This is a genomic window from Actinoplanes italicus, assembly GCF_003001815.1.
In the GTDB taxonomy this organism is placed as follows: domain Bacteria; phylum Actinomycetota; class Actinomycetes; order Mycobacteriales; family Micromonosporaceae; genus Actinoplanes; species Actinoplanes italicus.
In genome coordinates, this window is record NZ_PVMZ01000008.1 from 1 (window position 1) to 21,515 (window position 21,515).

The window sequence follows — 21,515 nt, forward strand, 5'->3', positions numbered from 1 at the left end:
CGGGTGAAACGGAACCTTAGACAGCTCCACCTCACCCGGAGGTCCTCGCCTATTTCAGGACTTCCGCAGCGTTACCAACGTCCGTGGCCAGTACATCTAGAGAGCCTTCGCGATCAGGGTGCGGCCCGCCAGCCGTAGCTCAGCCGTGGAAGCCGGCCGGCAACGGAGGGCAACGGGATCGCTTGACCGGCCTTAATAGCGCGGCCCGATCCGGCGCTCCGGAGAGCGCCGCCGTGGAGGGCCGGTGGTGCGGCGGCGCGATCACACGCAGCCGTTGCGCGCGACCTCGCCGCCGCGACGACGACGGCAGGCGTCCACGGACCCGCAACGTGGGACCCCACCGTTGTTGCCAACGACGTCAGGAGCACACGCAAAGCCTGGGTGTGTGCCCCAGCCGTAGCCAAGCCACGTCATGTCAGCTGGATTCGAGGGCTGAGATGGGGCTGGTGAGCTGGACCTCGACTGCGAAAGCTCTCTAGACACCTTTTACGGTCAGGGTCTGAGGCCGGTGGGGACAGCCCGTCCCCAGGCCGCCTGATCGCCCAGCCGTGCCCGGCGAACCCTTCCCCGGGCTGTTGATCGCCCAGCCCTGGGCGGCGAAGCCTTCCCCGGACCGCCTGATCGCCCAGCCGTGGGCGGCGAACCCTTCACCGGGCCGGAGGCAGCGATATCCCGGAGCCCGGCTCCAAAAACGGCCGTAGTTGATCGTCCAGCACCCGTCAGCGGCGGTAACCGACCCCCGCCACCCCGGAGCCCACGACCGTAACGCCAGGCCATCAGCCGACCGAACGCCACCACGGCCCAGACGGATGCGGCCGACGGGCCGGAAACCCCGACGGCGAAAGCTCTCTGGAGACGTCCTCGTCTGATCGCCAAGGGAACACCCACGACCAGCACCAGGACGAGGCACCCGGCGATGGTCAGCATCATCGGCGCGGCCGCATGACCGTCGATCGCGTATTTCAGCGAGATACCCGCCGTTCGGCGGATCCACACCCCCGCCGAACGGCGGGACACGTCTTTTTCGGCGCTGAAATGGCGGGCAAAAACAACAGAGTCGCGAACAATACGAACGCGCGAAAATGACCTTCACCCAATCTCTCGACCATCGGAAGCGGTCATGTATGTTCGGTGATGCGAGTGGCGGGTCACGACCCTTGTCACTCGATCGCCCCATCATGTCGCGGGAGACCCCCGGGCTTTGTGGAAAGGAAACCGAATTGCGTTCCATCATGCGTGGCGCCATTGTCGCCGGCATCGTCGCGGCCGTGCTCACCCCGGCCGCCGCCCAGGCCGCCCCGGCTCGGGCCGCCGTCGGGCTGCTGGGCACCTACGGTTTCGGCCGCGCCGCGGTCATCGGACAGTCCGGGATGGAAGCCGGGATCTTCCGGGCCTACGCCGTCCGTTCCGGCTTCGCCGGTGACGATCTCCTGGTCAGCTACCAGACGCGCACCGCGCCGCTGGAGGAGGAGACCGTCGTGTACACGGCCGCCTTCAACCAGGTGGCCGACCCGCAGTCGGAGTGCCGGAAGGTCGGCGCCGACGGCGTCGCCCGTAAGGCCTGGGCGTCGTTCCGCTGCCGGACCGGATTCGTGCCGAGTTACACGCTGCTTGTGCGCTGATCTGAACAACCATTTCGCAAAGCTGTCGTTCGACAAATGACACGACAGCTTCCGTGCGCCCTTGACACAATTGAGGAGCATCCTGTGAAAAATCGAATCACGGCGATTATCGTCGGCGCCGGTGCGGCCGTCGTCATGGCCGCCACACCGGCTCTCGCCGCGGACAACACCTTTGAATTGTCCGCCGGCCGGGCCACCGCCTACGGCACCTACGACCGGATGATGAGCATTCCGGAGCGGCCGGTTCCGCCGGTCGCGGTCAACGGCACGCTGGCCGTGAACGGCCGCGCCCGCTGCGCCGTCGTGCAGATCGCCTACAACGGCCCGGCCGACGGCATCGAGTGGCGCACCCTGAACAGCCTGTGCGGCCGCGGCAAGACCGGCTTCTCGGCCCGGTCCGAGTTCCTGTGGGGCGGCTCTCAGCCGGAGGTACGCCTGTGCACGGGCTCCACGGTCGCCCGTGCCGAACGGGGCCGCGACTGCGACGTCTTCACTCCGGCGGCAAACCGCTGACATCCAGCACACCCGGGGCTTCTCCGCTTCCCCATCAGGCGGCGGAGAAGCCCTGGAACGCGGTCGGACGGCGGAGAAAGCTCACCGCATCATCGATCCCGCCCCCAGTCGTTGATCTTGTGTGAACCTCTTTCTGACAGCCGCTCTGAGCGCAACCCTCAGTCTGCCCGCCCCACCCACAACGGTTCCCACCTCGGATTGGACCCAGACCGGATACGGGCCGGGCCTGACCTACTACAACCCGCACGAGGAGGGACTCACCCCGGAATCGATCGACGCCGTCGGGCAGCGCTGGGAGATCCCCACCCACGGCGCCCCGGAATGCGAGGTCGGGCGGGAACCCCTCGCCGGGAACGGTCGGATCTACACCAGCGATCCCGGCGGCATCGGCGCCTACGACCCGGCGACCGGCGCCCGCCGCTGGCACGTGAACCTCCCGCGGCGCGGCGTCACCAGGATGGCCGTCTCCGAAGGCATCCTGGCCACCCTCACCTACGCCTGCGACAACCAGCACAGCTACCTGACCGCCTATCGGGCCACCACCGGCCAGCGGATCTGGGAGATCGCGCTCGGCGCACCCACCCAGGACATGATCGTCGACCGTGGAGTGATCGTGGTCGACACCCGCCCCGACTTCGAGACGTCCACGGTCGCCCACCGGCTCGGCACCGGCGCCCGGATGTGGAAACTGTTCGGCACCCGAGGGGACGGCCTTCTGTCGGCGCAGGGGCGGATCCTGCTGCGTACCGCGGGCGAAGGTTCCCGGGCGGTCGACGTCAAGACCGGGACGACCATCTGGCGTACGCCGGAGGACTGGTACGCCGTGGGCAGCAACCCGAGCGGCTCGCGGTTCTACATCGGTGGCCGCAACGGCGGGCTCACCGCGATCGACTCGGCCAACGGCAACGTGGCCTGGCAGTCGACCTGGCCGGCGCGCTCGGTCACCGTCGACGACCAGCGTGTGTACTTCCCGCGGTACCGCAGCACGATCTGCCTGGACGCGACGACCGGCAGGAAACTCTGGTCGGTGCATCTGCCGGACACCGCCGGGCAGCCGGTCCGGGCCGGTCGCCTGCTGTACAGCCCGAGCGGCATGGGCCACCCGCTGTCGATCGTCGACGCCGTGACCGGGCAGGCGAAGAAGGGTGGTATGCCGAGCAGCGAGAATTACCCGCCGACGGTGGCAGGCGGCCGCCTCTTCCTCACGGACGGCAACCGCCTGCGCGCCTACTTCTGACGAACCTCTCAGCCGTACAGGCGGCGGCGGCTCACCTCGGCGAGAGTGACCGCTGCCGCCACGCTGGCGTTCAGCGACTCGACGTCGGAGGCCATCGGGATGCTCACCCGCAGGTCACACGTCTCGCCGACCAGGCGGGACAGACCGCGGCCCTCGGAGCCGACGACCACGAGCAGCGGGCCGACCGCGGCTTCGAGCTGGTAGAGGTCGGTCTCGCCGTCGGCGTCGAGGCCGATCGCGGTGAATCCGGCCTTCTGTGCCGACTTGACGGCCCGGGTCAGGTTGACCACCTGCGACACCGGGACCCGGGCGGCCGCGCCGGCGCTGGTGCGCCAGGCGGTCGCGGTGATCCCGGCGGCACGCCGCTCGGTCATGAAGACGCCGTGCCCGCCGAACGCGGCCACCGACCGGATCACCGCGCCCAGGTTGCGCGGGTCGGTGATGCCGTCGAGCGCGACCAGCAGCGGGGCGGTCTGCTCCAGCGCGGCGGCCACGAGGTCGTCGAAGTCCTCGTAGGCGAACGGCGGCACCTGCAGGCCGACACCCTGGTGCAGCACGCCGCCGGTCATCCGGTCGAGCTCGTTGCGGCTGATCTCCAGGATCGGGATGCCCCGGTCGCCTGAGGTCCGGACGATCTCGGTGACCCGGTCGTCGATGTCGAGGCCCTGCGCCACGTAGAGCGCGGTGGCCGGCACCAGCGCCCGCAGCGCCTCGACCACCGGGTTGCGGCCGAGCAGCAGCTCGGGACCCTCTTTGGTGGGGTTGGACCGGCGGCCCGGAGCGATCCGCGGACCGCGGGGCCCTCCACCGCGGACACCCCCGCGAGTCGTCTGGGTGCGGGTGATCCCGGGAGCGCGGCCACCGCTGCGGCCCCAGGTGGTGTCCTTGGTGCCGGGCATGCCGACCTTGGGCGCGCGGCCCTCGGCGGCCGCGGCCCGGCGCTCCTTGTCCTGCTTACGGGCGGTCTTCTCGGGCAGTTTCTCGGTGCCCGAGTAGCCCTTGTGCCAGGGTCGCTCGTCGGCGGGCAGGGTCTTGCCCCGGCCCTTGAGACCGGCGCGGTTCTTGCCACCGGAACCTGCCGCGGCGCCCTTCTTCGAGGTCGTACGCTTGCTCGCGTTGAATGAATTGCCCGGCATCAGTGCTGTTCTCCTACCGTCCATCGCGGCCCGGCCGGAGTGTCCTCCACCTGAATACCCGCGTTCTTGAGCTGGTCGCGCACCGAGTCGGCGGCCGCCCAGTCCTTACGTGCACGGGCCTGCGCCCGCTGCTCCAGCGCCAGCGCCACCAGCCCGTCGACCACCGGCTTGAGGTCGTTGCCGCCCTCGCCGCCGCCCCACTTCTCGTCGAAGGGGTCGAGGCCGAGCACGCCCAGCATGGCCCGGACCGCAGTGAGCGCGCCCCGGATGGCGGCCTCGTCACCAGCGGTCAGGGCGGTGTTGCCCTCCCGCACGGTGTCGTGGACGATCGCCAGCGCCGCCGACGTGTTCAGGTCGTCGTTCATCGCGTCGGCGAAGGCCGGCGGCACCTGCTTGGGCCGGCCCTGCCCGACGACCTCGGCGGCCCGTTGCACGAAGCCCTCGATCCGCCTGTACGCGACAGCGGCCTCCCGCAGCGCCTCGTCGGAGTAGTCGATCCGGGAGCGGTAGTGCGGGCTGCCCAGGTAGTAGCGCAGCTCGACCGGCCGGATGCCGGACTCGACGAGCGAGGTCAGGTCGATCACGTTGCCCAGCGACTTGCTCATCTTCGAGTCGCCGAGGTTGAGCAGGGCGTGGTGCACCCAGAACCGGGCGAACCCGAGACCGGCCGCCTTGGACTGCGCCACCTCGTTCTCGTGGTGCGGGAACGTCAGGTCGAGGCCGCCGCCGTGGATGTCGAACTCGTCGCCGAGGTAGCGCCGGGCCATCGCCGAGCACTCGATGTGCCAGCCGGGACGGCCGCGGCCCCAGGGTGACGGCCAGTAGGCGTCCTGCGGCTCGTCCGTCTTCTCGCCCTTCCACAGGGCGAAGTCGCGGTGGTCGCGCTTGTCGCGGACCGGGGCGTCACCGGCCTCGCGCATGTCGTCCGGGCGCTGGCCGGAGAGAGCGCCGTACTCGGCGAAGGAGCGCACGTCGAAGTAGACGTCGGCGCAGTCACCACCGGCCGGATAGGCGTGCCCGCGCTCGATCAGTGACGCGATCAGCTCGTGCATCTCGGTGATGTGCCCGGTGGCCAGCGGCTCGTAGGTGGGCGCCAGCACGTTGAGCGCCGAGTAGTCCCGGTCGAGCAGGAGCCGGTTCTCGTAGGCGATCGCCCACCATGGCCTGCCGTGGTCCAGCGACTTCTGGAGGATCTTGTCGTCGACGTCGGTGACGTTGCGGACGAAGTTGACCTCGAGCCCGGTGTGCAGCAGCCAGCGGCGCAGCACGTCGTAGTTGACGGCGGAGCGAAGGTGACCGATGTGGGGCGAGGACTGCACGGTGACACCACACAGGTAGATCCCCACCTGACCGGGCGTCATCGGGACGAAGTCCCGGACCGATCGGGTCGCGGTGTCGTACAAGCGCAGAGTCACCGTACAAGGGTACCGGCCTGTCCTCAGGGACGCGTCATCCGGAGCACGTCGAGTGCCTCGTCCAGTTGAGCCTCGGTCACGGTCCCGTTCGCGACGTGCCCACGCTCGATCACGACCTCGCGGATGGTGCGACCGGTGGCGAGCGCCTGCTTGGCGATCGCGGCCGCCTCGTCGTACCCGAGATAGCGGTTGAGCGGGGTGACGATCGACGGCGAGCCCTCCGCGTAACCGCGGGTGACCTCCTCGTCCGCCTCGAGACCGGCCACGCAGCGGTCGGCGAGGAGCCGGGACACCGCGGCCAGCAGACGGATCGACTCGAGTACGTTGCGGGCCATCACCGGCAGCATCACGTTGAGCTCGAAGTCGCCCTGGGTGCCGGCGAAGGCGACCGTGGCGTCGTTGCCGATGACCTGGGCGGCGACCTGGCGAACCGCCTCGGGGACGACCGGGTTCACCTTGCCCGGCATGATCGACGAGCCCGGCTGCAGGTCGGGCAGGCGCAGCTCACGCAGGCCGGCCCGGGGCCCGGAACCCATCCAGCGGATGTCATTGGCGATCTTGTAAAGGCCGGCGGCCACCACCCGGAGCTGCCCGGACACCTCGACCAGCGCGTCGCGGGCGCCCTGTGCCTCGAAGTGGTCACGGGTCTCGGTCAGCGGCAGGCCGGTCTCCTCGGCCAGCAGGCGGATCACCGCGGGCGCGAAACCGGGCGGGGTGTTCACGCCGGTGCCGACCGCGGTGCCGCCGAGCGGCAGCTCACCGAGCCGGGGCAGGGTGGCCTGGAGGCGCTCGACACCGTTGGTGACCTGCCGGGCGTACCCGGAGAATTCCTGCCCCAGAGTGACCGGGGTGGCATCCATGAGATGCGTGCGACCGCTCTTGACGATCGTCGAGAAGTCGGCGGACTTCGCGCTGAGCACGGTCGCCAGGTGCGCGAGGGCCGGGATCAGGTCGGTGGTCACCGTCTCGACGGCGGCCAGATGGATCGACGACGGGAAGACGTCGTTGGACGACTGCGACGCGTTGACGTGGTCGTTCGGGTGCACCGGCCGGCCCAGATCGCGACTGGCCAGCGTGGCGATGACCTCGTTGGCGTTCATGTTCGACGAGGTGCCCGAGCCGGTCTGGAAGACGTCGACCGGGAACTGGTCGTCGTAACCGCCGCCGGCCACGTGCGCGGCCGCGGTCGCGATCGACTCGGCCAGGTCCTTCTCCAGCACACCGAGGTTCGCGTTGACCCGCGCGGCGGCCCCCTTGATCCGGGCCAGCGCCCGGATGTGGGACGGCTCCAGGCCGCGGCCGGAGAGCGGGAAGTTCTCGACCGCCCGCTGTGTCTGCGCGCGCCACAGCGCGGCGGCCGGCACCCGTACCTCGCCCATGGTGTCGCGTTCGATCCGGAAACCACTCTCGTCAGTCGTCACCGGACCATCCTCTCTCGACGTCCGCCGGATCGCAGTCGATCCCGATCCGGCGGAACAGCTCACCCGCGCGGGCCCGGAGGGTCACCGCCTCCGGATCGTCCGGGGGCAGGCAGGCGGCCAGCCCGGCCTGGGCGCGGGCGATCGAGTACGCCATCTGCCCCGCCACCGCGAGCCGCAGCGACCGCCCGTACATCTCCCGGGCCGCGGCGAGGTCCCCGGCGCGGCGCAGGGTGGTGGCGAGCTCGTGGCTGAACTCGGACTCGTGCCGGGTGTCGCGCAGCCTGATCGCGATGTCCAGCGCCCTGCGGTGCTCGGTGAACGCCTCGACGTACCGGCCGGTGTCGCGGAACAGCCGGGCCCGGTCGTTGTGGGCGTCCGCCACGACGGATCGGGAACCGCCACGGACCGCGAGGCGGTACGCCAGTTCCACGTACCGTTGCGCGGTGTCCGGCCCGGTCAGGCCGTGCTCGTACTTGAGCCGCTGCAACAGCAGCAGGACCACGGCCAGCGGGCCGTCCTCGCGGTGCTCGGTCACCGCCATCAGCAGCCGCCGGGCGTAGTGGAGCGCCTCGTCGTAGCGTCCGAGGCGGCCGAGCACCTCGGACAGGGTGGACAGCGGGCCGGCCGACGAGCTGCGCATCGGGCGCCGGGCGACGATCCGCAGAGAGGTGTGGATCGCGTCGATGGCCTCGGCGAACCGGCCCTGCGACTGGTAGAGAGTGCCCAGGTTGCCGTAGCTGGTGGCGACCGCGCCCAGCTCGCCGAGTTCCTCACGCAGCCGGATGGCGAGCAGCAGGTACTCCTCGGCCGGGGTGTGCTCGCCGCCGCGGGCGTACGAGGAGGCCAGGTAGTTGGCGATGGTGGCGACCGCCGCGTGGTCCCCGGACGACCCGACCCGGTCCATGGCCCGCTGGTGCAGCTCACGGATGTCGTCCATGTAGCCGCGGTAGTAGAGCGGCTGCCAGGCCGCTCGCGGGATCCGCCAGGCGTAGGCGGGGTATCCGGCCGCCGCGGCCGCGTCGACGAAGGCCGGCAGACCGGACCTCTCCCGTTCCAGGCGCGCGTGCGGATCCTCGAGCGCCGCCAGCAGGTCGGGCCGGTGCGGGCGCGGCCATCCGAGGTCACGGTCCAGTACGTCGCGATGGCTCGTCGCGACCGCCGCGACCAGCGCGTGCAGCTGCAGGTCGAGCACGCCGGCCAGGGCGATGCGCCGGTCGGCCGCGGGCAGGTCGGCGGCGAGCATCCCGGCGTACTCGCGGATCAGGTCGTGCAGCCGGTACAGCCCTCGTTCGGGTTCCTCCAGCAGGTGCACGTCGACCAGTTCGTCGAGCGCGTCCCGGGCCTCGTCGAGGGAGAGCCCGGCCAGCGCGGCCACTGCCAGGTCGTCGACGGTCGCGACGGGGTGGACGCCGAGCAGCCGGAACACCCGCTGGACCGGTGGGCGCAGCTGCCGGTAGGTGAGGGTGAACGCGCCGGCCACGGTCCGGTCCTCGGCGGCCAGTTCGGGCAGCGCCGACTCGCCGAGGCGGCGCAGCAGGTCGGCGACCCGCCAGCGGGGCCGGTGTGCGAGCCGGGCACCGGCCAGGCGCACCGCCAGCGGCAGGCCACCGCATCGCCGTACGACCTCGGCGGAGGCGGCCGGGTCCGCACGCACCCGGTCCCCGACGATCCGTTCCAGCAGGGCCATCGCCTCGTCGTGGGCGAGGACCGGCAGCGATTCGAGCTGGATGCCGTCCAGTCCGGCCAGCCGCCGACGGCCGGTGACCAGGGCCAGGCTGCCGGGGGTGGTCGGCAGCAGGTCGGCGATCTGTGCGCTGGTGGCGACGTTGTCGAGGATCATCAGCAGGCGCCGGCCGGCCACCTGGGCACGCCAGAACCCGATCCGCTCGATCGGCTCGGCCGGGATCTCATCGGCGCCGAGACCGAGCTGCCGGAGCAGGATCAGCATCGCCGCCGCCGGGTCGACCGGGTCCTGCTCGCTGTGGCCCTGCAAGTCGACGAAGAGATGCGCGTCCGGGAACCCGTCGCCGAGCAGGGTCGCCAGATGCAGGGCGAGCGTGGTCTTGCCGCTGCCGGCCATCCCGTCCAGGACGGCGACCACCGGCCCGGACGCACTCGCCGCGTTGATTCCGGCGACCAGCCGTTCGACCTGGTCGGCGCGACCGGTGAAGTCGCTGACCGTACGCGGAAGGCATCTGATCGTGCCGGGACCCGGAGCCGCCCGGCCCACCGATCCGGCCAGCATGTCGCGGTGAAGTTCCTGCAGCTCACGGCCGGGTTCGATGCCCAGCTCGTCGCGCAGCACATCCCGCGCCCGGCGGAACTCGGCCAGAGCCTCCGCCTGCCGCCCCGACCGGAACAACGCCAGCATGAACTGCCCGCGCAGCCGCTCCCGCAGCGGGAACCGGTCCACCTGGGCGGTCAGCTCGCCCAGCAACTCCCGGGCCCGTCCCGCCTCGAGCTCCAGATCGATGGCGTCCTCGATCGCCAGCGCCCGGGCCTCGTCCAGCATCGCCGCGGCCTGACGCACCGCCGCGGCGTCGATCTCGACACACGCCGGACCACGCCACAGATCCAGAGCCTGGCGGTACGACACACGCGCGCTCTCCGGGTCCGGCGCCGACCGGGCCGCCTCCACCAGGCGGAGGAAGACGTGCACGTCCAGGTCCTCCGGGCCGATGGTGATCCCGTAGCCGGCCCGATCGGTGCGGATCACGTCGTCCGGCAACATCCGGCGCAGCCGCGACACGCACGTCTGCAACTGGCCCCGCGCGGTGGCCGGCGGCTCCGCGTCCCAGACGGCCGCGGCAAGCTCGCCGAACCCGACGATCCGGCCGGAGTTCAGCAGCAGCACGGCGAGGACCACCCGGTCACGGCCGGCGGTCACCGCCACCGGCTCGCCGTCCACGGTCACCTGCAGCGGCCCGAGCAGACCGAAACGCCGTTCGCTCATCGATCGCCCAGCCGCTCGGCCATCGCGAAGCGTTCGGGCGTACCCATCTCCTCGAACATCTTCCGCGCCTCGGCCCAGAGCAGCCGGGCCCGATCCGGGTCACCGTCGGCGACGCAGTCACCGATTCCGGCGAGACCACGAGCTATGGAGTACGGCTGGCGCGCTTGCCGGGCGACGCGCAGGGACCGCTCGAAGATCGCCAAAGCCTCCGTTCCCTTTCCCGAGCGCAGCAGGGTGACCGCGTAGTCGTGCAGGTGTGCGGCCGCGTACTGGGCCTGCCCGACCCGGTCGGCGATCTCCACCGCCCGCCGGTGCTGGACCAGCGCCGCGTCGAAGTGACCCTGCTCGGCCAGGATCGTGCCGAGTTCGGTTCGAGCCTCGGCTTCCAGAACGGCGATACCTTCCCGCAGGGCCAGCCTGAGGGCGATCTCGACGTATCGCTGCGCGGCCGGCGCCGAGGCGAGTCCGAGCCGCCGCTTGCTCCGCTGGATGTTGAGCAGGCATCCGGCATGCTGCTGGGCGGTGTCCCGGAGCCCGCCCGAGAGCAGGCGGATCCGGTCCAGACGCAGCGCCTCCCGGTAGTTGCCGAGATGCTGGTAGGCGTTCGACAACTGGAAGAGCGCGGCCAGACCCACCGCGCGGGAGCGGCCCACGGCGGAGACCCGGCCGGCCCGCCGGGAGGTCTGCACCGCCTCGGCGAACCTGCTGGTGGCGATATCCAGGGTGGCCAGGTTGCCGAGCTTGTTGGCCATGGCCCGGAGATCCCCCTGCCGCTCCGCGGTGCGCACCGAGATCAGCACGTACTCACGGGCGGTGTCGTACTCACCGCGCCGGTAGTGGTAGGAGGCCAGACCGTTGACCATCATCGCCACGGCGGTCTCGTCATCGGCCCGCCGAGCGGCGGCCAGGCCGCGTTCGTGCAGCACACCCACGTCCTGGGTGTAGCCGCGGTAGAAGAGCTGGAACCAGGTCGCCCGTGGAATCAGCCAGGCGTACTGCGGATGCTCGGACCGGGCCGCCGCATCGACGAAAGCGACCAGGTCGGGGCGCTGCCGTTCGATGCGGGCGACCGGGTCGGCGATCGCGGTCACCAGTTCCGGCCGCAGACGTGGCACGTGCTTGAGCTCCCGGCCCATCGACTGCTGGTACGTGCTGAAGCTGGAGGCAACGGCCGCGTAGGTCTCCAGGTTGAACAGACCGAGCAGGGCCTGCTGCCGCTCCGGCCCGGGCAGTTGCCCGGCGAGCGCGGCGGCGAACTCCCGCAGCAGGTCGTGGAGGCGGTAGACCCCGGGCTCGGGCTCCTCGATCAGGTGCACGTCGACGAGTTCGTCGAGCAGTTCCCGGGCGTCGTCCAGGTGGGCTCCGCTGAGCGCCGCGGCCGCCGGTGCGTCGAGTGACATGCCCGGGTAGAGGCCGAGCAGCTGGAAGAACCGCTGCGTGCGCTCGGACAGCTGCCCGAAGGAGAGGGCGAACGCGCTGCCCACCGTCCGGTTCTCGATGGCCAGCTCGGGCAGTGCCGCCTCACCGAGCCGGCGCACCAGGTCGGCGACCCGCCAGCGGGGCCGATGTGCCAGCCGGGCCCCGGCCAGGCGTACCGCCAGCGGCAGGCCGCCGCACCGGCGCACCACCTCGGCCGACGCCTCCGGGTCGGCCCGGACCCGCTCGCCGACGATCCGCTCCAGCAACGCCAGCGCCTCGTCGTCGGCGAGCACCGGCAACGACTGCGGGTTCACGCCGTCCAGCCCGGCCAACCGGCGACGACTGGTGACCAGTGCGACGCTGCCGGGTGCGGTCGGCAGCAGGTCGGCGACCTGCGCGCTGGAGCCGGCATTGTCGAAGATCACCAGTGCCCGGCGGCGGGCCAGTTCGGTACGCCACAGCCCGATCCGATCGACCAGGGTGGGCGGGATGCCGTCGGCGGCGAGGCCGAGCTGCCGCAGCAGTACGAGCAGCGCCGCGGCCGGGTCGACCGGGTCCTGTTCGCTATGGCCCTGCAGGTCGACGAAAAGATGCGCGTCCGGGTAGGCGTCGCCGGTGAGAGCGGCCAGGTGCAGTGCGAGCGTGGTCTTGCCGCTGCCGGCCATCCCGTCGATCACGACGATCGCCGGTCCCCGGGAGGTCGCCATCGTCTCGGCGAGGAGCCGGTCGACCAGCCCGGTGCGTCCGGTGAAGTCCGGGACCGACCGTGGCAGGCAGTGGACGGGCGCCTCGCGCACCGGGGCCGCCTGCGTCACCACCGCGACCTCGGGCACCGCGCCCACCAGGATGTCGCGGTGCAGGTCCTGGAGCTCCTTGCCGGGCTCGATGCCCAGCTCGTCGTGCAGCACGTCGCGGGCCCGCCGGAACTCGGCCAGCGCGTCGGCCTGCCGCCCCGACCGGAACAGCGCGAGCATCAGCTGACCGCGCAGCCGCTCGCGCAGCGGGAACCGGTCGACCTGGGCGGCCAGCTCGCCCAGCATCTCCCGGGCCCGTCCCGCCTCCAGCTCCAGGTCGATCGCGTCCTCCAGAGCCGTCGCCCGGCGTTCGTCCAGCATCGCCGCGGCCTGGCGTACCCCCGGCGCCTCGATCTCCGCACAGGCGGGACCACGCCAGAGATCCAGGGCCTCGCGGTACGCGGATCGCGCGGCCCCGGCGTCCGGCGCGGAGCGAGCCGCCTCGACGAGGGCGAGGAAGCGTTCCGAGTCGAGTTCGCCGGGAGCGACGTCGATGCCGTACCCGGCCGGGTCGGTGATGATGGCGTCCGCCGGGAGCAACCGGCGCAGGCGTGAGATGCACGTCTGCACCTGGCCCCGCACGGTGGGCGGCGGCGACGCGCCCCAGACCGCCTCGGTGAGTTCGCCCAGGCCGACGATGCGGCGCGGACGCAGAAGCATCATCGCGAGCATGGTGCGGTCACGACCGGCCGTGATCGCTACCGGGCGTTCGTCAATAGCTACTGAGAGTGTTCCTAGGATTCGATAGCGCAACGTGGTCATCCCGTCCCCCCGTGGGCCGCGTGGGAAGCCTACCGATCGCATCAAGAGCGGAACGACAGTGAATCGATAGCGCGCTACGGCACCCTTCTCCCCAGCGCCGCTTCGCCGCCGATGCTTCCAAAGAGCGCCCCCAGAGTGTGGCGAGGCGGCCCAGCCTCAACGGGGGAGGTACAGCCCGCTCGCGGTTCGCCGCGAGCGGGCTGTTCGTATCAGGGACGATCACACAGAGTTGGACGTCGCTGCTTTCGTTACGTACCGTCGGCTGAGTTTGGATGACCCCGACGAAGAGGAATCTCCGATGCGACGCGCCATCCTGGCCGTGTTCGCGGGCGGTGCACTGTTGACCAGTGCCGCCTGCGGCGACGATCCGAAGACCGATGAGGTCGCCGCGCCGGCCGCCACCACCCCCGCCGCGTCCGCCGCGGCGGCACCGGACCCCTCGGCCGCCGCCCCCGACTACTCGGCCGACAACGTGCTGATCTGCGACCGCCTGGACAAGGTGTTCAACGCCGAGTTCAAGGGTTTCGGTGAGGCGCTGGGCAAGATGATCGCCTACAAGGAGGCCAAGGCGACCGCCGAGGCCGACAAGGCGGAGAAGCAGGCCGCCGGCGAGCTCAAGGCCATCAGCACGCAGATCCGCAAGGAGACCGCGAACGCGGAGGACCCGGAGCTCAAGGCGGTGGCCGCGACCTCGGCCCAGCGGATCGACGCGAGCGTCAAGGACCTCGACTACATCGAGGCGATCAAGACCACCAAGGACCTCGACAAGACGCTGCAGAAGCAGATCACCACCTGGCTCAGCCCGGTCGTCGGCCACTGCGCCGTGAGCCGCGCGTCCGCCGCGCCCAGCGAGTCCGTCACCACGTCGCCCGAGGTGTCCGCCTCCGCCCCGTGACCGGCCCACGCCGTCCCGGTTCCTGTCGTATCCCCCTCCTAGGATTCACGACGACCCCGATTTCGGCCTCAACGCCTGAGAGGCGGTCACCGCGACCTTCGCCCTCTGGCCCGTCGGTCACCGTGACCAGCGGACCGAGTGGTCGGGGGCCGCGCTGACCTCCGAGGGCGCCAAGCGCTGGAAACCGGACACCACACTCACCAACGGCGTGCGCTACCGGTTCGAGGTGCGGGCCACCGGCGCGGCAGGTGGCCCCGGGATCCCCGGCACGTTCACCTTCGCGGTAGGCGCCGGTGACGTCAGCGGCGGCCGATGTTGAGGACCGGGTTCGGCCGGGTGACCTCGGCGAAGAAGTCATTGCCCTTGTCGTCGACGACGATGAAGGCCGGGAAGTCCTCGACCTCGATCTTCCAGACCGCCTCCATGCCGAGCTCGGGGAACTCGAGCACCTCGACATGCCGGATGCAGTCCTGGGCGAGCCGCGCGGCCGGGCCGCCGATCGAACCGAGGTAGAAGCCGCCGTACGTCTGGCACGCGTCGGTGACCTGCTTGGACCGGTTGCCCTTGGCCAGCATCACCATCGAGCCGCCGGCCGCCTGGAACTTCTCCACGTAGGAGTCCATCCGGCCGGCCGTGGTCGGGCCGAACGAGCCGGAGGCGTACCCCTCGGGGGTCTTGGCCGGCCCGGCGTAATAGACGGCGTGATCGCGCATGTACTCGGGCATCGGCTGTCCGGCGTCGAGCCGCTCGGCGATCTTGGCGTGCGCGATGTCGCGTGCCACCACGAGCGGGCCGCTCAGCGACAGGCGGGTCTTGACCGGGTACTTGCTGAGCTCCTCGCGGATCTCGGCCATCGGACGGTTCAGGTCGATGTTCACGACCGGCGAGGACTCCAGGTCGACCTCCGGCAGGTAGCGGGCCGGGTCTGTCTCCAGACGCTCCAGCCAGACGCCCGACGGAGTGATCTTGGCGACCGCCTGGCGGTCGGCCGAGCAGGAGACCGCGATCGCGACCGGGCAGGAGGCGCCGTGCCGGGGCAGGCGGATCACCCGTACGTCATGGCAGAAGTAACGTCCGCCGAACTGCGCGCCGATGCCGAAGTCGCGGGTCAGCTCCAGAACCGCGGCCTCCAGCTCCAGGTCGCGGAAGCCGTGCGCGAGCATCGTGCCCGAGGTCGGCAGGTTGTCGAGATACTTCGCGGAGGCAAGCTTCGCGGTCTTCAGCGCGTGCTCGGCGCTGGTACCGCCGACGACCACGGCGAGGTGGTACGGCGGGCACGCCGACGTCCCGATGAGGCGCAGTTTCTCGTCCAGGAACTGCATCATCCGCTGCGGGTTGAGCAGCGCCTTCGTCTCCTGGTACAGGTACGACTTGTTGGCCGAACCGCCGCCCTTGGCCATGAAGAGGAACTTGTACGCGTCCGGGTGGCCGCCCGGGTCCTCGGCGTACAGCTCGATCTGCGCCGGCAGGTTGGTGCCGGTGTTCTTCTCGTCCCACATCGTGATCGGGGCGAGCTGCGAATACCGCAGGTTGAGCCGGGTGTACGCCTGATAGACGCCGAGCGCGATGGCCGCCTCGTCCTGGCCGTCGGTCAGCACGTGCCGCCCGCGCTTGCCCATCACGATCGCCGTGCCGGTGTCCTGGCACATCGGCAGCACACCCCCGGCCGCGATGTTCGCGTTGCGCAGCAGGTCCAGCGCGACGAACCGGTCGTTCGGCGACGCTTTCGGGTCGTCGATGATGGCGCGCAGCTGCGCCAGGTGCGCCGGCCGCAGGTAGTGGGCGATGTCGTGCATCGCCTCCGCGGTCAGCTGGGTGAGCGCGGCCGGTTCGACGGTCAGGAACCGCCGTTTGCCCGGGCCTTCGACGACATCCACGCCCTCATCCGTGACCAGGCGGTACTCGGTCAGGTCGTCTCCGGTCGGAAGGAGCGGCGAGTACCTGAAATCGACGCTGGAGCTCATGAGCGGAAAGCCTAGGCCAGCGGGGCGGCGGTATGCGAACCCATCCCCGGCGGTCCGCTTTTCAGGCGAACGGCAGATAGGCCATGTCACGGCCGGAGACCAGGATCATGCCGTTCGAACCCACGGCGAAAACCTTCGCATCGGTACGCACATCGGCACGAACCGCCCCGGTTGAAGGTGCCAGCGCGGTCACCCGCCCCTTGGAGGCCACGATCGCGGCGTACGGAGTGAGGGCGGCACCCGCCTTCTCCCGGTCGTCCTGTTTCCACACGGTCTTGTCCTTGGTGAACGAGAAGCCCCGGACCGACCCGCCCTTGCCGATCACCGCGTGCGTGTCGCTGACGGCCAGCACGGTCGACTCCTTGTCGCCGTACCAGAGGTTCCGCCCGTCGTACCCGTTGATCAGAACCTCCCGGCCGTACGGGTCGACGCCGAGCACCACGTTGTAGCCACCCGCCGGATCCCGCGACTGCTCACAGGCCGAACCGTTCTCGGCGGTCCGCAGGTTGAGCCCGTCACGCTCCCACACCTTCTGCCCGCCGGGCGGACTGCCGGCCACCACGCCGTAGTAGCAGGTGCCGTCCCGAGCCGTGCCGGTGACCGTGAGGACCCGCCCGCCGACCACCGCGACCCGCTGGTTGCGTTCCGGCCGCAGGGTCTGCACCAGCTTCCCGGTCGCCGTGTCGATCACCCGGACCTCGCCGTCGTGCGGCAGCCCGAGCAGGCCGGGCAGCACCGGCGGCCCGGCCACGTCGTCGTCCACCGCGCCGGAGATCAGCCGCCGGGTGTCCGGCAGATCGGGGTTGGCGGCGTCCAGGACGAAGCCGATGCTGCCGGTGCCGACACTCCACAGCTGGGAGCCGGAGCGCGGGTCCCAGGCGGTCAGCTTGCAGTCGTCGCCCCCACCGCAGGTCAGGTCCACGATCGCGTCCTGGTACGTCCACACCGCCGAGGCGGCCGTGTCGGCACGGCGTACCGCCCCGGTGGCCGGGTCGAGGACCTGGTAGCCCTTGGTCAGCAGGCGGCCCGTCACCACCACGGCGTTCGCGCCCTTGCCCGCGATCGCGGCCCAGTCGGCGTCGGAGGACCAGAGTTTGACGGCCGCGGTCAGGCCGTAGGCCTCGACCGACGTCCGGTACTCGACGATCACCGCCTCCCCGGCGATGGCCACGCTCTGCGGGGTGCCGCCGAGCGTCTGCTGCCAGGTGGTGCCCGGCGCGACCGGCCCGCTCGTGGTGATCCAGGACCAGACCTGCGGCCACGGGTTCCACACCCGGGTGGTGGCCAGCACGGTGACGGCCACCGCGGCGACGGTGACCACCCAGAGTCCCTTCCAGGAACCGCCTCCCGAGGCCATGCGGGCAGGGTAATGACCTTCGATCCCGGAAGCGTCGAGCGCGGAATGCCCGTGTCGTTGCGTTATGCCTGACTTGCTGCCCGGACCAGGGGCACGGTCCGGTACGGGATCAACTCGGCCAGCGCGATGATCGTGTGCGCCCGGACGATGCCCTCGTAACCCACGATCTGATCGATCACCCGCTGCAGGTCGGCGTTGGAACGGGCCACGATGCGGCAGAGGATGTCCCCGCTGCCGGTGATCGTGTGCGCCTCCAGGACCTCGGGGATCTCGGCCAGATGCTCGGCGACGGCATCGTGGCCGTACCGCTGGCTGATCTCGAGCGTCACGAAACTCATCACGCCGAACCCGATCGCCGCCGGTTGGACCTCGGGCCCGAAGCCCTTGATCGCGCCCCGCGCGGTCAGCTTGTCGAGCCGCGCCTGCACGGTGCCCCGGGCGACCGCGAGCCGCCGGGAGAGTTCCAGCACACCGATCCGCGGCTCGGCCGCCAGCATCGAGATCAGGCGCGCGTCGAGCGCATCAAGCTGGACATTCTGCTCGCTCACCCGGGGAACGTACCGCACCGATTGCACACGTTGCCCATCGAAGATCGCGACGGTTGCCCAGGACCGCGGGCTGCGTCACCGTCAGGCCACCTGTGACACTGTGATCAGGCCCTCGCGCCGGGCGACCGCTGCGCAGGGAAGTGTCAGGCTGTCGTGGTAAAGGTTTGCGCATGAGTTCCGTTTCCGCGGGTTGGTACAAGGACCCGGCCGACACCAGTACCCAGCGCTATTGGGACGGTGAGGGCTGGCTGGGCAAAGCCATCCCGGCGGACGCCGTGCCACCGGACGGCCCGCCCGCGGCCGAACCGGAACCCCCCGCGCCGGACCCCGTGCCCGCCACCCCGGCCCAGCCTCTTCCCCAGCCGGTCACAGGCCCACCGGTCGCCGGCCCACCGGTCGCCGGCCCACCAGTCGCCGGCCCACCGGTCCCGCCGCCTCCCCCTGGATGGATGCCTCAGCCGCCACCGCCGCCGGGCTGGCAGCCGCCGCCCGGCATGCAGCCGCCACCGGGATGGCAGCCTCATCCCGGGGCACAGCCCATGCAGGCGCAGCCCTACCCCTATCCGTATCCCATGCCGCTGCCCGAGGTCCGGCCGCACGGCATGGCACTGGCCGGGCTCGGCAAGCGGCTCACCGCGCGGCTCATCGACATCTTCGCGGTGCTGATCCTCAACATCGTGGTCAACGGCTACTTCGGATACCTCTACCTGCAGGACTTCCGGCCGGCCTTCCGCAATTACATGGAGGAGGTGGCGGCCGGCAACACCGCGCCGATCCTCCAGGTCACCGAGCGCATGCAGACGCTGTCGGTGGCGATGGTCATGATCGCCACGCTCGTCTGGCTGGCCTACGAGGCGCCCGCGATCGCCAGCAGCGGCCAGACCCTCGGCAAACGGATCCTGGGGATCAAGGTCGTCCCGGTGGAGAAGAACGAGCCGCTCGGCTTCGCCCGGGCGTTCGCCCGATGGGGCCGGCTCGGCATCTGGAACCTCTTCTGGTGGTGCGGCGTCGGCCTGATCGTCCAGTTCGTCTTCGCGCTCTCGCCCGCCTTCGACCCCCGCCTACGGCAGGCTTGGCATGACAAGGCGGCGGCCACCGTCGTCGTCGACGTGCCGCCCGGCGGAACCCCACCGAGCACCCCATCCGGAGGATCCCGATGACCCGCCTGACCCGCGCCGACCTGGATGCGCTGCCCAACTACGTGCCCGGCCGCAACGTCGCCGACCTGGCCCGTGAGCTGGGCATCGCCGAGGCCGTCAAACTGGCCAGCAACGAGGTGCCGTACGGCCCCCTCCCCGGCGTGGTCGAGGCGGTCACCGAGGCCGTCCGGTCGGTCCACCGGTACCCGGACATGGGCGTGGTCGAGCTGCGCGACCGCATCGGCGCCTGGCTCGGTGTCGCCCCGGCCCGCGTCGTGACCGGCTGCGGTTCGGTGGCACTGGCCGAGATCCTCGTCAAGGCCACCTGTTTGCCCGGTGACGAGGTCGTCTACTCGTGGCGGTCGTTCGAGGCGTACCCGATCATCGCGGCCGGGGCCGGCGCCACCAGCGTGCGGGTGCCGAACACCGCCGCGCACGGGCACGACCTGACCGCCATCGCCGAGGCGATCACCGACCAGACCCGCCTCGTCTTCGTCTGCAACCCGAACAACCCGACCGGCACCTTCCTGCGCAAGGCGGAGATCGACCGGTTCCTCGCCGACGTGCCCTCCGACGTGCTGGTGGTGCTCGACGAGGCGTACAGGGAGTTCGTCACCGACCCTGACGTGCCCGACGGCGTCGAGGTGTACGGCGACCGCGCCAACGTGGTCGTGCTGCGCACCATGAGCAAGGCGTGGGGCCTGGCCGGCCTGCGGATGGGCTACCTGGTCGCCCAGCCCGAGGTCGCGTCCGCCGTCCGTAAGGTCGTCACCCCGTTCTCCACCAGTCTGGTCGCGCAGGCGGCGGCCCTCGCGGCCCTCGACCAGGAGGATGAGGTACGCCGTCGCTGCGCCCTGGTCGTGGCCGAGCGGACCCGCGTGGCGGAGGCGCTGCGCAAGCTGTCGCTCGACGTGCCGGACAGCCAGGCCAACTTCGTGTGGCTGCCACTCGGTGACCGGACCGCGGCGTTCGCCTCCGCCTGCGAGAACCGCGGGGTCATCGTGCGTGGCTTCCACCCCGAGGGCGTCCGCGTGACGATCGGCACCCCCGAGGAGAACGACCTTTTCCTGGCCGCAGCCGAGGCGGCTCTGTAGAGATGCTCCGTCAGTGGGCGGCGGCTTCGGCCTCCGCCCTCTGATGGTCCTCGGCGGTGATCCGGCGCGGGAAGACCGCCGGGGACAGCGCGGTGATGATCGAGGCGGTCAGCGCCAGGGCACCGGCCAGCAGCGGCAACGTACCGAGGTAGCCGGCGCTGACCAGCCGCTCGCCGAGGAAGGCACCGCCGCCGATGCCGATCTGGAAGGCGACCACGTAGACGGCCGAGGCGGCGTCGCGGGCGGTTGGCGCCACGCGTAGCGGTGCGGTGGACAGGAACACCGGGATGGCCGTGAAGGCGCCGCCCCAGAGCAGTGTGAAGACGATCGTCGGCACCGGGCCCAGCACGGGGGCCAGCATCACCACCGAGAGCGCCACGGTCGCCGACAGGCCGATCACCAGTGGCCCGGGCCGCCGGTCCACGAACCGTCGCACCACGAAGTTGGCCAGCAGGCCGACCGCGCCGTACCCGAGCAGCAGCGCGCTCAGTGCGGCACCGTCCAGCCCGGCGTCCCGGCGGACCAGCGGCGCGATGTAGGTGTAGGCCGCGAAGTGCCCCACCACCAGTACCGTGGTGACCACGCAGAGCCGGGCGACCCGCCCGTTGCGCAGGATCCCGATCGCGTTGCGCATCTGCTGCCCGGTCCGCGCCTCCCGGTCCCGGGGCAGCGCCGGCAGCTTCGGCAGCACCGCCAGCAGCAACGCCACACAGATCGCGCCCGCCACCGCGAAGATACCGACCGCGACCCGCCAGCCGAGCCACTGACCGAGGGCCGTACCGGCCGGCACCCCGAGCACGATGGCCAGCGAGTTCCCGACGAAGACCATGGCCGTCGCGCGACCGCCCTGCCCCGGCGGCGCCAGACGGAGGATGATCGGCGCGATCACCGACCAGAACACCCCGTGCGCAAGAGCGCAGATCAGCCGGGACAGCATCAGGATGAGGAACGTCGGCGCCACTGCCGCTGCCGCCTGCGACACCGCGAACACCGCTACGGTGACGGCGATCAGTGTGTGCCGGGGCACCCGCATGGTGAGCGCGGTCAACGGGATCGTGCTGACCGCGGCGATCACGGCGTAGCTGGTCAGCAGCAGGCCGACCTGCGCTTCGGTGACGTCGAGGTCGGCCGCGATCTCCGGTAGGAGACCGACCGGAAGGGTTTCGGCGGCGACGTAGCAGAAGGTGGAGGTGCCGAGGACGACGAGCGCCGGGCGGTTGAGCTTCACCCCCACACAATAAACTCT

The 21,515-nt window shown here is 70.9% G+C and carries 15 protein-coding genes; 6 read left to right on the forward strand and 9 right to left on the reverse strand.

The genetic code is table 11. The features are described from left to right. Positions 1-1,232 precede the first annotated feature (1,232 nt). The 3 genes from CLV67_RS20115 (at position 1,233) to CLV67_RS20125 (ending at position 3,372) form a co-directional block, all read left to right on the forward strand. Positions 1,233-1,622 (forward strand): hypothetical protein, encoded by a 390-nt coding sequence (locus CLV67_RS20115; protein WP_106320638.1) that lies wholly within the window; start codon positions 1,233-1,235, stop codon positions 1,620-1,622. A gap of 84 nt (positions 1,623-1,706) precedes the next feature. Continuing rightward, positions 1,707-2,135, forward strand: a complete 429-nt coding sequence (locus CLV67_RS20120; protein WP_146169235.1) for a hypothetical protein — start codon at positions 1,707-1,709, stop codon at positions 2,133-2,135. Positions 2,136-2,256: 121 nt separating this feature from the next. Then, on the forward strand, positions 2,257-3,372 hold the full coding sequence (locus tag CLV67_RS20125) for an outer membrane protein assembly factor BamB family protein (protein ID WP_106320643.1): 1,116 nt from the start codon (positions 2,257-2,259) through the stop codon (positions 3,370-3,372). 8 nt (positions 3,373-3,380) lie between these two features. Here CLV67_RS20125 and rlmB read toward each other — a convergent pair whose 3' ends face one another. From rlmB to CLV67_RS54265, 5 genes are read right to left on the reverse strand one after another with little or no spacing between them, the layout of a single operon-like run. Beyond that, positions 3,381-4,508 carry a 23S rRNA (guanosine(2251)-2'-O)-methyltransferase RlmB gene (gene rlmB / locus CLV67_RS20130; protein ID WP_106320645.1) on the reverse strand — a complete coding sequence of 376 codons (1,128 nt, stop codon included), beginning with the start codon at positions 4,506-4,508 and terminating at the stop codon, positions 3,381-3,383. Then, on the reverse strand, positions 4,508-5,923 hold the full coding sequence (gene cysS / locus CLV67_RS20135) for a cysteine--tRNA ligase (RefSeq protein ID WP_106320647.1): 1,416 nt from the start codon (positions 5,921-5,923) through the stop codon (positions 4,508-4,510). Before cysS ends, rlmB begins: the two co-directional genes overlap by 1 nt. A 23-nt stretch (positions 5,924-5,946) precedes the next feature. After that, positions 5,947-7,344 carry a class II fumarate hydratase gene (locus tag CLV67_RS20140; protein ID WP_106320649.1) on the reverse strand — a complete coding sequence of 466 codons (1,398 nt, stop codon included), beginning with the start codon at positions 7,342-7,344 and terminating at the stop codon, positions 5,947-5,949. Further along, entirely contained in the window at positions 7,334-10,297 is a 2,964-nt protein-coding gene (locus CLV67_RS20145; protein WP_106320651.1) for an AfsR/SARP family transcriptional regulator, read from the reverse strand. Before CLV67_RS20145 ends, CLV67_RS20140 begins: the two co-directional genes overlap by 11 nt. Further along, positions 10,294-13,173, reverse strand: a complete 2,880-nt coding sequence (locus tag CLV67_RS54265; protein ID WP_275414935.1) for an AfsR/SARP family transcriptional regulator — start codon at positions 13,171-13,173, stop codon at positions 10,294-10,296. Before CLV67_RS54265 ends, CLV67_RS20145 begins: the two co-directional genes overlap by 4 nt. A gap of 397 nt (positions 13,174-13,570) precedes the next feature. Here CLV67_RS54265 and CLV67_RS20155 point away from each other — a divergent pair, with 397 nt between their 5' ends. Further along, positions 13,571-14,167 (forward strand): hypothetical protein, encoded by a 597-nt coding sequence (locus tag CLV67_RS20155; RefSeq protein WP_203737516.1) that lies wholly within the window; start codon positions 13,571-13,573, stop codon positions 14,165-14,167. Between the two features lie 299 nt (positions 14,168-14,466). On the opposite strand, the gene CLV67_RS20160 is transcribed toward CLV67_RS20155, so the two are convergent. From CLV67_RS20160 to CLV67_RS20170, 3 genes are all read right to left on the reverse strand, one after another. Further along, positions 14,467-16,131, reverse strand: a complete 1,665-nt coding sequence (locus CLV67_RS20160; RefSeq protein WP_106320655.1) for a fumarate hydratase — start codon at positions 16,129-16,131, stop codon at positions 14,467-14,469. Between the two features lie 61 nt (positions 16,132-16,192). Continuing rightward, positions 16,193-17,488, reverse strand: a complete 1,296-nt coding sequence (locus CLV67_RS20165; protein ID WP_106320657.1) for a WD40 repeat domain-containing protein — start codon at positions 17,486-17,488, stop codon at positions 16,193-16,195. Between the two features lie 62 nt (positions 17,489-17,550). Further along, positions 17,551-18,036 (reverse strand): Lrp/AsnC family transcriptional regulator, encoded by a 486-nt coding sequence (locus CLV67_RS20170; protein ID WP_106320659.1) that lies wholly within the window; start codon positions 18,034-18,036, stop codon positions 17,551-17,553. A 170-nt stretch (positions 18,037-18,206) separates the two neighbouring features. On the opposite strand from CLV67_RS20170, the gene CLV67_RS20175 reads away from it, so the two are divergent. Both CLV67_RS20175 and hisC read left to right on the forward strand, forming a co-directional pair. Beyond that, positions 18,207-19,196 (forward strand): RDD family protein, encoded by a 990-nt coding sequence (locus CLV67_RS20175; protein ID WP_106320660.1) that lies wholly within the window; start codon positions 18,207-18,209, stop codon positions 19,194-19,196. After that, positions 19,193-20,269 (forward strand): histidinol-phosphate transaminase, encoded by a 1,077-nt coding sequence (gene hisC / locus CLV67_RS20180; RefSeq protein WP_106320662.1) that lies wholly within the window; start codon positions 19,193-19,195, stop codon positions 20,267-20,269. The genes CLV67_RS20175 and hisC overlap by 4 nt, the downstream gene beginning before the upstream one ends. A gap of 10 nt (positions 20,270-20,279) precedes the next feature. Here the strand turns inward: hisC and CLV67_RS20185 are convergent, their stop codons facing one another. After that, positions 20,280-21,497, reverse strand: coding sequence for an MFS transporter (locus tag CLV67_RS20185; RefSeq protein ID WP_239166713.1), 1,218 nt, complete (start codon positions 21,495-21,497; stop codon positions 20,280-20,282). Between the last annotated feature and the right edge of the window lie 18 nt (positions 21,498-21,515).

Excerpts from the sequence above, each read along its gene's own strand:
- CLV67_RS20165 (WP_106320657.1), bottom strand. The coding sequence starts at position 17,488 with ATGGCCTCGGGAGGCGGTTCCTGGAAGGGACTCTGGGTGGTCACCGTC.
- hisC (WP_106320662.1), top strand. The coding sequence starts at position 19,193 with ATGACCCGCCTGACCCGCGCCGACCTGGATGCGCTGCCCAACTACGTG.
- CLV67_RS54265 (WP_275414935.1), bottom strand. The coding sequence starts at position 13,173 with ATGATGCTTCTGCGTCCGCGCCGCATCGTCGGCCTGGGCGAACTCACC.
- CLV67_RS20175 (WP_106320660.1), top strand. The coding sequence starts at position 18,207 with ATGAGTTCCGTTTCCGCGGGTTGGTACAAGGACCCGGCCGACACCAGT.
- CLV67_RS20115 (WP_106320638.1), top strand. The coding sequence starts at position 1,233 with ATGCGTGGCGCCATTGTCGCCGGCATCGTCGCGGCCGTGCTCACCCCG.
- rlmB (WP_106320645.1), bottom strand. The coding sequence starts at position 4,508 with ATGCCGGGCAATTCATTCAACGCGAGCAAGCGTACGACCTCGAAGAAG.
- CLV67_RS20145 (WP_106320651.1), bottom strand. The coding sequence starts at position 10,297 with ATGAGCGAACGGCGTTTCGGTCTGCTCGGGCCGCTGCAGGTGACCGTG.
- CLV67_RS20155 (WP_203737516.1), top strand. The coding sequence starts at position 13,571 with ATGCGACGCGCCATCCTGGCCGTGTTCGCGGGCGGTGCACTGTTGACC.
- CLV67_RS20160 (WP_106320655.1), bottom strand. The coding sequence starts at position 16,131 with ATGAGCTCCAGCGTCGATTTCAGGTACTCGCCGCTCCTTCCGACCGGA.